The organism is Streptomyces sp. R302, from assembly GCF_012927245.1.
GTDB lineage: Bacteria > Actinomycetota > Actinomycetes > Streptomycetales > Streptomycetaceae > Streptomyces.
On sequence record NZ_JABBGE010000009.1, the window covers coordinates 388,606 to 401,176 of the forward strand.

Sequence of the window (12,571 nt, forward strand, 5' to 3'; positions counted from 1 at the left end):
GGAAGGCGGTCGCGGGCGACGATGCTGAGGTACCGTCCGAAGAACAGCTTTTCTCATACAGCGGCATTTACCTACGGGCAGGAGGGACGGGGCGATTTCTCGCTCCGTATGGATGGACGTGAAGCGATACTTCCGTGGGCCGGTCATGTGGATCGTGCTGGCCGTCCTCGCCGTGGTCGTGCTGATGCAGGTCGTCGGCTCGTCCGAGGGCTACAAGACGGTGGACACCGGCAAGGTCGTCCAGGCGATCGACAAGAACCAGGTCAAGCAGGCAAAGATCACCACCGGTGACGAGCAGATCGTCAAGATCGAACTCACCGGCGACACGAAGATCGACGGCAGCAGCAAGGTCCAGGCCAGCTACATCGGCACCCAGGGCGCCGACCTCGCCGACAAGCTGCAGGAGAAGTTCGAGGCCGGACAGATCGAGAAGGGCTACACCGTCTCCCCGACGAAGCAGTCGCCCTTCGTCTCGATCCTGCTCTCGCTCCTCCCCTTCGTCCTCATCGTCGTCGTCTTCCTCTTCCTGATGAACCAGATGCAGGGCGGCGGCTCCCGCGTCATGCAGTTCGGCAAGTCCAAGGCGAAGCTCATCACCAAGGACACGCCCAAGACGACCTTCGCCGACGTCGCCGGCTCGGACGAGGCCGTCGAGGAACTCCACGAGATCAAGGAATTCCTCCAGGAGCCCGCCAAGTTCCAGGCCGTCGGCGCCAAGATCCCCAAGGGTGTCCTCCTCTACGGCCCGCCCGGCACCGGCAAGACGCTCCTCGCGCGCGCCGTCGCCGGCGAGGCCGGAGTGCCCTTCTACTCGATCTCCGGCTCCGACTTCGTCGAGATGTTCGTCGGCGTCGGCGCCAGCCGCGTCCGCGACCTCTTCGAGCAGGCCAAGGCGAACGCCCCGGCCATCGTCTTCGTCGACGAGATCGACGCGGTCGGCCGCCACCGCGGCGCCGGCCTCGGCGGCGGACACGACGAGCGCGAGCAGACCCTCAACCAGCTCCTGGTCGAGATGGACGGCTTCGACGTCAAGGGCGGCGTCATCCTGATCGCCGCCACCAACCGCCCCGACATCCTCGACCCCGCCCTCCTGCGCCCGGGCCGCTTCGACCGGCAGATCGCCGTCGACCGCCCCGACATGCAGGGCCGCCTGGAGATCCTCAAGGTCCACCAGAAGGGCAAGCCGGTCGCGCCGGACGTCGACCTCGGCGCCGTCGCCCGCCGCACCCCCGGCTTCACCGGTGCCGATCTCTCCAACGTCCTGAACGAGGCGGCGCTCCTCACCGCCCGCTCGGACAAGAAGCTGATCGACAACCACTCCCTGGACGAGGCGATCGACCGCGTGGTCGCGGGCCCGCAGAAGCGGACCCGGATCATGTCGGACAAGGAGAAGAAGATCACCGCGTACCACGAGGGCGGCCACGCCCTGGTCGCGGCGGCCTCCCCGAACGCCGACCCCGTCCACAAGATCACCATCCTGTCCCGCGGCCGCGCCCTGGGCTACACGATGGTCCTCCCGGACGAGGACAAGTACTCCACCACGCGCAACGAGATGCTCGACCAGCTCGCCTACATGCTGGGCGGCCGCGCCGCGGAGGAGCTCGTCTTCCACGACCCGACCACGGGCGCCGCGAACGACATCGAGAAGGCCACGACCACCGCCCGCGCGATGGTCACCCAGTACGGCATGACCGAGCGGCTCGGCGCCATCAAGTTCGGCGGCGACAACACCGAGCCCTTCCTCGGCCGCGAGATGTCCCACCAGCGCGACTACTCGGAAGAGGTCGCCGCGCTGGTCGACGAAGAGGTCAAGAAGCTCATCGAGACCGCGCACAACGAGGCGTGGGAGATCCTGGTCGAGAACCGCGACGTCCTCGACAACCTGGTCCTGGCGCTCCTGGAGAAGGAGACCCTGGGCAAGGAGGAGATCGCCGAGATCTTCGCCCCCATCGTCAAGCGCCCGGCCCGCCCGGCCTGGACCGGCTCCGCCCGCCGTACCCCGTCCACGCGCCCGCCGGTCCTCTCCCCCAAGGAGCTGGCCCTGACGAACAGCGCGAACGGCACGGCCCCGGTGGACACCACCAAGGGCATCGACATCGCCCCCGAGGACACCCCGGAGCCCTGAGCCCCGGACCCCCGGAATGGAAGCCGCGCCCCCACAGGTTTTAGCCTGTGGGGGCGCGGCTCTTTTGCGCGCCATGTCAGACCAGACGGAACGAGGCACAGATGACCGACCCGGTGACGCTGGACGGCGAGGGCACGATCGGCGAGTTCGACGAGAAGCGCGCCGAGAACGCCGTACGAGAGCTCCTCATCGCGGTCGGAGAGGACCCGGACCGCGAGGGCCTGAAGGAGACCCCCGCGCGGGTGGCGCGGGCGTACAAGGAGCTTTTCGCGGGGCTGTGGATGAAGCCCGAGGACGTGCTGACCACGACGTTCGACCTGGGCCACGACGAGATGGTCCTGGTGAAAGACATCGAACTGACGTCGCAATGTGAGCATCATCTGCTCCCCTTCCATGGCGTAGCTCACATTGGGTACATTCCGGCCGAAACGGGCAAGATTACGGGTCTGTCGAAGCTGGCTCGTCTGGTGGACGTCTATGCCCGGCGTCCGCAGGTGCAGGAGCGTCTGACGACGCAGATCGCCGATTCGCTGATGCGGATCCTCGAGGCGCGTGGCGCGATCGTCGTCATCGAGGCCGAGCACATGTGTATGGCGCTGCGGGGAGTCCGCAAGCCGGGTGCGAAGACGACGACCTCGGCGGTACGTGGCCAGCTTCGCGACGCGACCACACGAGCCGAGGCCATGTCCCTGATATTGGCCCGTTAGGGGCGAACCGCCCGCCGTGCCTCCAGCAGGACGCCCGTCGATCCGGTCGTCGGAGGTCTCAGGTGGCGGGGGCGTGGCCCTTGTCGTCGTCCTCCGGGAGTTTGCAGACGCGCTCCAGGAAGAGGGCGGCGGCGATGACGGCGAAGGCGGCGACGACCGCGGCGGCGGCGTAGAGGGCCTGGTCGCGGCGGGCGGGGACGTCGAGGGAGCCGAGGAGGAAGACGCCCACGCCGCCGTAGAGGCCGGCGACGAGGGCGGCGACCAGGGCGCTGGCCTGGCCGAAGACGACCGCGCGGGCGGCCATCAGGGGTTCGACGCCCTTGGCGCCGGGGCGGCGCTCGCGCTGGGCCTTGAGGCGGGCCCGGATCGAGAGGGCCGTGGCGGTGAGGACCACCGCGATCACGGCGAGGACGATGGGCGCGGCGAGCGGCACGCTGGGGAGCGTGCCGACCGCGTCCCAGAGGCGGGCGCCGCCCCAGGAGAGGATGCCGGCGACCAGGAAGAGTCCGGCGAGCACCTTGAGCCGCAGTTGTTTCACCGGGTGTCCTTCACGTGGTCGCGGGTGGTCTGCCACGTAGCGTAACGATTACTCGGGGAGGCGGAGTTCCAGGTCGGGGCGGGGTGTCAGGCCTTCGCGGCCGAGGGCGGCCAGGAGGGCGGCGACGGGGCCGTGGCCGGGGAGCTGGGCCTCGGGGTCCACGTCGTGCCAGGGGGCCAGCACGAAGGCGCGCTGGTGGGCCCTGGGGTGCGGGAGGGTGAGGACGGGGTCGTCGGAGACCACGTCCGCGTACGTGACGATGTCGACGTCGAGGGTGCGGGCGCCCCAGCGCTCGTCCCGGACGCGGTGGAAGGCCTCCTCGACGGCCTGGGCGCGCTCCAGGAGGGAGGAGGGCGGCAGGGTGGTCCGGACGAGGGTGACCGCGTTGAGGTACGAGGGCTGGCTGCCGGGCTCGACGCCCCAGGGCTCGGTCTCGTAGACGGGGGAGACGGCCTTGACGCGGAGGCCGGGGGTGTCGGCGAGGGCGTCGACGGCTCCCTGGAGGTTCTCCAGGCGGTTGCCGAGGTTGGCGCCGAGGGCGACGACGGCCCATCGGGGGTTGGAGAGGGTGGTGTCGGCGGCGTCGACGGTCTCGACGACGGAGGCCGGCACGGGCTGGACGGTGGGGTCGCTCTGGCTCGGTTTCATCGTCGGCTCCGGGTGATCGTGATGGTGACGTCGTCGAAGGGGACGGTGATGGGGGCGTCCGGCTTGTGGACGACCACCTCGACCTCCTGTACGCCCGCGTGGCTGAGGCACTGCTGGGCGATGCGCTCGGCGAGGGTCTCGATCAGGTCCACGGGCTCGCCCTGGACGACGTCGACGACCTCTTCGGCGACGATGCCGTAGTGGACGGTCTTGGTGAGGTCGTCGTCGGCGGCCGCCGGGCGGGTGTCGAGGCCGAGGACCAGGTCCACGATGAAGGTCTGCCCCTCCTCGCGCTCCTTGGGGAAGACGCCGTGGTGACCTCGGGCCTTGAGGCCGCGCAGCGCGACACGATCCACGCGAATCACTCCTGCTGTCGTAGTTGCGGAGGCACGCAGCCGGGTGCGGACGGCCGGGTGTCCTCCGTCGAATCTACCTGCGGCCACCGACAGCGCTTGCTGTCGGGGCCGTCAGGCGGAGGGTCCGGTGTCGTCGTCGGGGGTCGCGGTGGGCGTGCCGTCGCCGGTTTCGGCGATGACGGGGGAGGCGTGGTGGGACCAGATCCGCCACCCTTCGGGGGTCCTGCGGAAGGCGTTGGTGGCGACGACGAGCTGGCCGACGAGGGGGCCGAGCTCGGCGCCGTCCTCGGCGGGGCCGCCGCTGAGGATGTTCTCGGTGCAGGTGACGAGGGCGGTGTCGCCGGCGAGGGAGATCCGTACGTCGGTGAGGAAGAACTGGATGTAGTCGGTGTGCGCCATGATCAGCGCGTAGGAGCGGAGGACCTCGCCGCGGCCGGTGAGGACGGGCCAGCCGGGGTGGACGCAGGAGATCTCGGTGGCGCCGTCGTCGAGCCAGAGGTCTTCGAGGCGGTCGAAGTCGCCTTCCTCCATCGCGGCGTAGAAGGCGGTGTTGGCGGCTTCGACGGCGGTGAGGTCGGCGTCGCGTCCGGCGGGGGCCGGGGGTTCCGCGGCGGTCACCGGGCTCCTTCGACGGCGCGGGCGACGCGGACGGCGTCGGCGGTGGCGCGTACCTCGTGGACGCGGACGGCCCAGGCGCCTTCGTGGGCGGCGAGGGCGGAGACGGCGGCGGTGGCGGCGTCGCGTTCGCGGGCGGGCGGCGGGGTGGCGCCGGGTCCGCGGGTGAGGACGTGGCCGAGGAAGCGTTTGCGGGAGGCGGCGACGAGGAGGGGGCGGCCCAGGGCGCGGAGCTCGGGGAGGTGGGCGACGAGGGCGAGGTCGTGGGGGGCGAGTTTGGCGAAGCCGAGGCCGGGGTCGATGACGAGGCGCTCGGGGGCGACGCCGCCGTCGACGACGGCTTCCATGCGGGTGCGGAGTTCGGTGACGACCTCGGTGACGACGTCGTCGTAGACGGCGAGGCTGTTCATGTCGGCGCTGAAGCCGCGCCAGTGCATGACGACGAAGGGGACCTCGGCGGCGGCGACGGCGGGGACCATGCCGGGGTCGGCGAGGCCGCCGCTGACGTCGTTGACGAGCGCGGCGCCCGCTGCCACGGCAGCCGCGGCGACGGAGGCGCGCATGGTGTCGACGGAGACGGTGACGCCTTCGGCGGCGAGGCCGCGGACGACGGGGACGACGCGCCGGAGCTCTTCCTCCTCGTCGACGCGGGTGGCGCCGGGGCGGGTGGACTCGCCGCCGACGTCGACGAGGTCGGCGCCCTGGGCGACGAGGTCGAGGCCGTGCTTGACGGCGGTGGTGGTGTCGAACCAGCGGCCGCCGTCGGAGAAGGAGTCCGGGGTGACGTTGACCACGCCCATGACCGCGCAGCGGTCCCACTCGGGGAGGCCGAGGGGAGCGCCCCGGTCGATCGTCGTACTCATACGACCAGCGTAGGGCCCGGCGGGGTCGGGGGCGGTTTCAGGCGGCACTGACCTCGTGTTCCCGGCTGGTGCGCGGGGGGACGACGTGGGCGCAGGGGCGGGGGGTGCGGGTGGGGCGGCGGGTGAAGGGGCGGGGCAGGGTGAGGGTGAGGAAGCCTTCGGCCTGCATGGCGGCGAGGCCGATGCGGGGGAGGTCGCGGCCGGCGCGGTAGACGACGAAGCGGGGTTCCCAGCGGGGCTGGAACTTGGCGTTGAACTTGTAGAGGGACTCGATCTGGAACCAGCGGGAGAGGAAGAGGAGGAGGCCGCGCCAGAGGCGGAGGACGGGTCCGGCGCCGATGCGTTCGCCGCGGGCGAGGGTGGAGCGGAACATGGCGAAGTTGAGGGAGACGCGGCGGATGGCGAGGCCGGGTGCGGCCTGGAGGGCGGCGACGATGAGGAGTTCGTTCATGCCGGGGTCGGCGGAGCGGTCGCGGCGCATGAGTTCCAGGGACATGCCGTCGGGGCCCCAGGGCACGAAGTGGATCATGGCTTTGAGGTCGCCGTAGGGGCCGTCCTGCTGGTCGGGGTCGGTGAGGTGGGCGGTCGCTATGACGGCGTCGCCGTCGCCGGGGGCGCCGATGCGGCCGAGGGCCATGGAGAAGCCGCGTTCGGTGTCGGTGCCGCGCCAGGCGGCGGCGGCCTCGCGGACGCGGTCGAGCTCGTCGTCGGAGAGGTCGCGGACGCGGCGTACGCGGGTGGTGTAGCCGCCGCGTTCGATGCGTTTGACCATCTGGCGGACGTTGCGCATGGCGCGGCCGGAGAGGGAGAAGGCGTCGACGTCGATGACGGCCTCGTCGCCGAGTTCGAGGGCGTCGAGGCCGGTCTCGCGGGTCCAGACCTGGCCGCCGGTCTCGGAGCAGCCCATGACGGCGGGGGTCCAGGAGTGGGCGCGGGCCTCGTCCATGAAGCGTTCGATGGCGCCGGGCCAGGCTTCGACGTCGCCGATGGGGTCGCCGCTGGCGAGCATGACTCCGGAGACGACGCGGTAGCAGACGGCGGCCTTGCCGCTGGGGGAGAAGACGACGCCCTTGTCGTGGCGGAGGGCGAAGTGGCCGAGGGAGTCGCGGCCGCCGTGCCGGTCGAGGAGGGCGCGGAGCCGGGTCTCGTCGTCCTCGGTGAGGCGGGCGGCGGGGTGTTCGGGGCGGAGGGCGAGGTAGAGGGTGGTGAGGGCGGTGAGCGTGCCGAGGGCGCCGAGGGAGTAGCCGACGGTCCAGTCGACGCCGTGGGTGTAGGCGACGGGGCCTTCGACGCCGAGGAGTCCGAGGAGGACGTGTTCGAGGCGGTCGGTGAGGCTGGGGTCGCCGACGACGCGGCGGGGGTGGGCGCTGACGACGACGAGGCCGAGGGCGAGGGAGCCGGCGCCCATGACGATGAAGTTGGCGAGGGCGCGCCAGCGGCTGCGGGGGTCGGGGAGGGCGGCGAACTGGTCGCGGTGGCGGAGCAGCAGGGCGAGCAGGCCGAGGGAGAGCAGGGAGCCGAGGACCGAGTGGCGCCAGACGAACTGGGCGACGGCGCCGAGCGGCAGGAGGAGGACGACGGCTCGCCAGGCGCGGCGCTTGTGGCGCTTGAGGCCGTGGGCGAGGAGGAGCAGGAGGACGCCGGCGCTCAGGGAGACGGCGGCGGAGAGGGGGCCGAGGGTGCCGGGGAGGACTTCGGCGAGGGCGTGGACGCGGCTGGCGCGGAACCGGGGGAAGACGCTGGCGGCGATGTCGAGGAGGCCGACGAGGGTGCAGCCCGTGCCGATGAGGGAGGGGATCCGTTCCGGCTTGGGGCCGCGGAGAATTCGGCGGACCCGAACCGGAACCGATGATGTTTTGTCCCCATCTACCGTGACAGACATCGCTTCCTGCGCTTCCCGTGCGTCCGTGGTCGTTTTCGGCCCTGTTCGGGGCGCTCCTTAGGACGGGGCTGCGCGGGGGCGGGTTCATTCGGGCACAGGAAATTCTCAGGAAGTCGTCGGGACGTCCGGGAAGTCGTACGGGAAGGTGCGGACGTCTGATGGGTCTGACGAGTGGCGCGGCGCTGGTCACGGCGGTGGCGGCGGCTTTGGGGCTGTTCGCGGTCACGGTGCTGTGGTGGCCGCGGCTCGCCCGCCGGGGGTGGCGGCCGGTGCTCGGCAGGGTGGGGCTGCTGTTCGCGACGCAGCTGGCGCTGTTCGCGGCGGTGGGGCTGGCGGCGAACCGTTCCTTCCTCTTCTACGGCTCCTGGGCCGATCTGTTCGGCCAGGAGCAGGAGATGGGGGTGGTCGTCGACCACGGCGCCGCCGCGAAGGACGTCCGGGTGGTGGGGACGCGGGCGGTGGACGTGCCGGGCGGGGCGCGGCCGTCGGTGGGCGGGCAGATCCAGGAGGTGGTGGTGCGGGGCGACCGGTCGGGGATCACCTCGCCGGCGTTCGTCTATCTGCCGCCGGAGTACTTCCAGGAGCGGTACGCGAAGCGGTCGTTCCCGGCGGCGGTGGTGCTGACGGGGTATCCGGGCACGGCGGAGAACCTGATCAAGGGGCTGAAGTACCCCCGGACGGCGTCCCTCCAGGCGAAGGAGGGGCGGATGCAGCCGATGGTCCTGGTGATGCTGCGGCCGACGGTGGCGCCGCCGCGGGACACCGAGTGCGTGGACGTGCCGGGCGGTCCGAAGACGGAGACCTTCTTCGCGGAGGACCTGCCGCGGGCGGTCTCGGAGTCGTACCGGGTGGGGTCGAAGCCGCGGAACTGGGGGTTCATGGGCAACTCGACGGGGGGTTACTGCGCGCTGAAGATCGCGCTGCACCACCCGGACCGGTTCGTGGCGGGGGCGGGGTTCTCGGCGTACTACCGGGCGGCGGAGGACGTGACGACCGGTGACCTGTTCCACGGGGACCGGGAGCTGCGGCGCCGGGCCGACCTGCTGTGGAGCCTGGACCACCGGCCGCAGCCGGCGTCGTCGTTCCTGGTGACGACGTCGAAGTCCGGGGAGGGGAACCTGAAGGGGACCCGGGAGTTCATCGGCAAGGTGAAGAGCCCGGCGCGGGTCTCCTCGATCACGCTGGAGTCCGGCGGGCACAACTTCACGACGTGGAACCGGGAGATCCCGCCCGGCCTGGTGTGGATGAGCGGGAAGCTCCGGGGGGACTGAACCCCCGGGAAGCTCCGGGGGCTGACGCCTCCCTACGCGCTGGCGCGGCGCAGCGCCCGGTGGACCCCGGCGGGGGTGAGGGTGCCGAGCGGCGCTCCGTCGGCGCCGGTGACGGTGAGGTGCCCGGAGTCCTCCTGGAGGAGCAGCGCGAGCGCTTCCTTGAGACTGCCGCCGAGGGGTACGGAGCGGGGTGCGGGGCCGGACTCCGGTACAGGGGCGGGGCCGGGGGCGGGGGTTCCGTCCGGCAGCGGGTCGAGGTCCTCGGGGGTGACGGGGGTGACGGCGAGGCGCTTGAGGGCGCGGTCGCCGCCGACGAAGTCGGCCACGTACGGGGTGGCGGGGGAGGCGAGGACGGTGGCCGGGGTGTCGAACTGCTCGATGCGGCCCTGTCCGTAGACGGCCATGCGGTCGCCCATCCGGACGGCCTCCTCGATGTCGTGGGTGACGAGGAGGACGGTCTTGCGGACGGTCGCCTGGAGGGCGAGGAACTCGTTCTGGAGCCGTTCGCGGACGACGGGGTCGACGGCGCCGAAGGGCTCGTCCATGAGGAGGACCGGCGGGTCGGCGGCGAGCGCGCGGGCCACGCCGACGCGCTGGCGCTGTCCGCCGGAGAGCTGCGCGGGGTAGCGGGGGCCGTGGACGGCGGGGTCGAGGCCGACGAGTTCGAGGAGTTCGGCGGCACGCGCGCGTGCGGCGGCCTTCTTCCAGCCGAGCAGGGCGGGGACGGTCGCGGTGTTGTCGAGGACCGTGCGGTGGGGGAAGAGCCCGACCTGCTGGATGACGTAGCCGATCTTGCGGCGGAGGGCGACGGGATCCACCCCGGCGATGTCCTCGCCGTCGACGAGGACGCGGCCGGCGGTCGGCTCGACCAGCCGGTTCACCATCATCATCGTGGTCGTCTTGCCGCAGCCCGAGGGGCCCACGAGCGTGACGAGCTCACCTTCGGCGACCTCGAAGGAGAGGTCGTCGACCGCGGTGGTGCCGTCCGGATAGCGCTTGGTCACCTGTTCGAACCGGATCATGGGGCCCATTGTGTCCCCTCGTCATCCGGTGTGGGTGAAGGAGGTGTTGCGGCGAGGTGGCGGATGGCCGCCACGAGGCCGTGGACCGGCCGTGTTGTCGGTGGAGCGGGTTAGGGTCGACGTCAGACACACGTTCTAGCGGCGGCGGCCCGGGGGAGGTCCGGATGAGCGCACCGAACTGTCTGGTCGCCAACGACTGGATCTGCGGGGAGTATCTGCGCACCCGCCGCGACGAGCTGACCGACGCCCTGGTCCAGCACATCGGCCTCACCGCCGCCTCCGTGGCGATCGCGCTGCTCGTCGCCGTGCCGCTCGCCCTCCTCGTCCGGGCCCGCCCGCGCCTGGCCACCCCCGTCCTCGGGCTCACCACCCTGCTCTACACGGTGCCGTCGCTCGCCATGTTCTCGCTGCTGCTGCCCGTCTTCGGGCTCTCCTCCGCGCTCGTCGTCACCGGTCTCGTGCTGTACGCCCTGACGATCCTGGTGCGGAACGCGCTGGCCGGACTCGAAGCCGTGCCGACCGAGACCCGGGAGGCCGCCCGGGGCCTCGGCTTCGGCCCCTGGAGACTCCTCTGGCAGGTCGAACTGCCCCTCGCGCTGCCGGTCCTGATGGCCGGCGTCCGGATGGCCACGGTCTCCACCATCGCGCTCACCACCATCGGCTCGGTCGTCGGCCGCGGCGGCCTCGGCAATCTCATCGAGGACGCCCTGCCCACCTTCTTCAAGGCCCAGGTGCTCGCCGCCGCGGTGCTCTGCGTGCTCCTCGCCGTCGCCGCCGACCTGCTGCTCCTGGGCGTCCAGCGGCTGCTCACGCCCTGGTCCAGGGCCCAGGGCGCGCCGGGGGGTGAGTGAGGTGGGGGTCGTGACGGACGCGTGGACCTGGCTCACCACCGGCGCGCACTGGACCGGCGAGGAGGGCATCGGGGTCCGCCTCGCCGAGCACGTGTACGTGAGCGGGCTCGCGCTGCTGATCGCCGGCGCTGTCGCGCTGCCCCTCGGCCTCTGGCTCGGCCACCTCGGGCGCGGCGGCGCGCTCGCGGTCAACGTGTCGAACGTGGGGCGGGCGGTCCCCGTCTTCGCGGTCCTCGCCCTCTTCATGGTCTCCCCGCTGCGGAACGCGGGCTATGTGCCGACCGTGACCGCCCTGGTCCTCTTCGCGATACCGCCGCTGCTGACCAACGCGTACGTGGGCGTGCGCGAGGTCGACCGGGCGGCCGTCCGGGCGGCCCGGGGCATGGGGATGACGGGCGCTCAGGTCTTCGGCCGGGTCGAGCTGCCGCTGGCGGCCCCGGTGGTCATGACGGGGGTACGCTCCGCCGCCGTACAGGTGGTCGCCACCGCGACGATCGCCGCCATGGTCGGCCAGGGCGGCCTCGGCCGGATCATCACCGCCGGCTTCGCGTTGTACGACACCGCGCAGGTGGTCGCGGGCGCCGTCCTGGTGGCGCTGCTCGCGCTGGCGGTGGAGGGCGTGCTGGTCGGCGTGGACCGGCTCCTGGTGCCCCGGCCGCCTCGGACTTGACGTACTCGGTACACCGAAGAGAGAAGGACGGAAAGACGTGAACAGGATCTCGCGCGCCACCGGCGCGCTGCTGGGTGCCGCCGCACTGGCCGTCTCGCTCACCGCGTGCGGCGGCGACAGCCTGGAGAAGGGCAAGGAGACGAGCTCCGGCGGCTCCGGCGGCGACAAGGGCTCCCTGGTGGTGGGCGCGGCCGCCTTCACCGAGTCGAAGGTGCTCGCCGAGCTGTACGCGCAGGCGCTGCGCGACGCGGGCTACTCGGTCTCGGTCACCACCGTGAAGAACCGCGAGCTGTACGAGCCCGCGCTGGAGAAGGGCGAGATCGACGTCGTGGCGGAATACGCGGCGACGCTCGCGGAATTCCTCAACGCGAAGGCGAACGGCCCGAAGGCGCCCGAGGAGAAGCCGGTCGCCTCCGGTGACGCGAAGGCCACCGTGGACGCGCTGCGGAAGCTCGCGGAGCCGCGCGGACTGAAGGTCCTGGAAGTCGGCGGGGCGGTCGACCAGAACGCCTTCGCGGTGTCCAAGGAATTCGCCGAGAAGAACAAGCTGCGGACCCTTTCGGATCTCGGCGCGTCGAAGCTGAAGGTGAAGATCGCGGCGGGCGACGAATGCACGGTCCGCCCCTTCTGCGCCCCCGGTCTGAAGAAGACCTACGGCATCGACGTGGCCGGCGTCGACCCCAAGGGCGTCGGCACCCCGCAGGCCAAGCAGGCCGTCAAGGACGGGGTGGACCAGCTGGTCCTCACCACCACCACGGACGCCACGATCGAAGGCTTCGGCCTGGTCTTCCTGGAGGACGACAAGCACCTGCAGAACGCGGACAACGTGCTGCCGGTGGTGAACGCGAAGGAGGCCGGCGCGCCCGAGGTCGCCGCCGCCCTCGACAAGATCACCAAGGTGCTGACCACCGCGGATCTCGCCGAACTCAACCGCAAGGTCGACGCCGAGCGGGCGAAGCCGGAGGATGTCGCCGCCGCCTATCTGAAGGAGAAGGGGCTGGTCGGCAAGTAGCCGCCGAAGAG

At 71.6% G+C, this 12,571-nt stretch carries 13 protein-coding genes; 6 read left to right on the forward strand and 7 right to left on the reverse strand.

Annotation, left to right across the window (positions count from 1 at the left end; all coding sequences use genetic code 11):
• Positions 1-112: 112 nt before the first annotated feature.
• Together ftsH and folE are read left to right on the forward strand one after the other, a co-directional pair.
• On the forward strand, positions 113-2,125 hold the full coding sequence (gene ftsH / locus HHL19_RS28170; protein WP_169093144.1) for an ATP-dependent zinc metalloprotease FtsH: 2,013 nt from the start codon (positions 113-115) through the stop codon (positions 2,123-2,125).
• 101 nt (positions 2,126-2,226) lie between these two features.
• Entirely contained in the window at positions 2,227-2,832 is a 606-nt protein-coding gene (gene folE / locus HHL19_RS28175; protein WP_169093145.1) for a GTP cyclohydrolase I FolE, read from the forward strand.
• A gap of 58 nt (positions 2,833-2,890) precedes the next feature.
• On the opposite strand, the gene HHL19_RS28180 is transcribed toward folE, so the two are convergent.
• From HHL19_RS28180 to HHL19_RS28205, 6 genes are all read right to left on the reverse strand, one after another.
• The gene (locus tag HHL19_RS28180) at positions 2,891-3,370 is read right to left on the reverse strand and encodes a DUF3180 domain-containing protein (RefSeq protein ID WP_169093146.1); all 480 of its coding nucleotides are present in this window, start codon (positions 3,368-3,370) and stop codon (positions 2,891-2,893) included.
• 48 nt (positions 3,371-3,418) lie between these two features.
• Positions 3,419-4,018 (reverse strand): 2-amino-4-hydroxy-6-hydroxymethyldihydropteridine diphosphokinase, encoded by a 600-nt coding sequence (folK, locus tag HHL19_RS28185; protein WP_169093147.1) that lies wholly within the window; start codon positions 4,016-4,018, stop codon positions 3,419-3,421.
• Positions 4,015-4,374, reverse strand: a complete 360-nt coding sequence (folB, locus tag HHL19_RS28190; protein ID WP_056569486.1) for a dihydroneopterin aldolase — start codon at positions 4,372-4,374, stop codon at positions 4,015-4,017. The genes folK and folB overlap by 4 nt, the downstream gene beginning before the upstream one ends.
• A gap of 111 nt (positions 4,375-4,485) precedes the next feature.
• Positions 4,486-4,992, reverse strand: a complete 507-nt coding sequence (locus tag HHL19_RS28195) for a nuclear transport factor 2 family protein (protein ID WP_346768405.1) — start codon at positions 4,990-4,992, stop codon at positions 4,486-4,488.
• Positions 4,989-5,852 carry a dihydropteroate synthase gene (gene folP, locus HHL19_RS28200; RefSeq protein WP_169093148.1) on the reverse strand — a complete coding sequence of 288 codons (864 nt, stop codon included), beginning with the start codon at positions 5,850-5,852 and terminating at the stop codon, positions 4,989-4,991. The genes HHL19_RS28195 and folP overlap by 4 nt, the downstream gene beginning before the upstream one ends.
• A gap of 37 nt (positions 5,853-5,889) precedes the next feature.
• Positions 5,890-7,734, reverse strand: a complete 1,845-nt coding sequence (locus HHL19_RS28205) for a phosphatidylglycerol lysyltransferase domain-containing protein (protein WP_169093149.1) — start codon at positions 7,732-7,734, stop codon at positions 5,890-5,892.
• Positions 7,735-7,892: 158 nt separating this feature from the next.
• On the opposite strand from HHL19_RS28205, the gene HHL19_RS28210 reads away from it, so the two are divergent.
• Entirely contained in the window at positions 7,893-9,005 is a 1,113-nt protein-coding gene (locus HHL19_RS28210; protein WP_169093150.1) for an alpha/beta hydrolase-fold protein, read from the forward strand.
• Between the two features lie 32 nt (positions 9,006-9,037).
• On the opposite strand, the gene HHL19_RS28215 is transcribed toward HHL19_RS28210, so the two are convergent.
• Positions 9,038-10,027 carry an ATP-binding cassette domain-containing protein gene (locus HHL19_RS28215; protein ID WP_169093151.1) on the reverse strand — a complete coding sequence of 330 codons (990 nt, stop codon included), beginning with the start codon at positions 10,025-10,027 and terminating at the stop codon, positions 9,038-9,040.
• Positions 10,028-10,191: 164 nt separating this feature from the next.
• Here HHL19_RS28215 and HHL19_RS28220 point away from each other — a divergent pair, with 164 nt between their 5' ends.
• The 3 genes from HHL19_RS28220 to HHL19_RS28230 are packed head-to-tail and all read left to right on the forward strand — an operon-like array spanning position 10,192 to position 12,560.
• Complete coding sequence (locus tag HHL19_RS28220; RefSeq protein ID WP_169093152.1) at positions 10,192-10,878, forward strand: ABC transporter permease; 687 nt, start codon at positions 10,192-10,194, stop codon at positions 10,876-10,878.
• Between the two features lies 1 nt (position 10,879).
• A complete protein-coding gene (locus tag HHL19_RS28225) occupies positions 10,880-11,548 on the forward strand; it encodes an ABC transporter permease (protein ID WP_169093153.1) in 669 nt (222 codons plus the stop codon).
• A 37-nt stretch (positions 11,549-11,585) separates the two neighbouring features.
• Complete coding sequence (locus tag HHL19_RS28230) at positions 11,586-12,560, forward strand: ABC transporter substrate-binding protein (RefSeq protein WP_169093154.1); 975 nt, start codon at positions 11,586-11,588, stop codon at positions 12,558-12,560.
• Positions 12,561-12,571 lie beyond the last annotated feature (11 nt).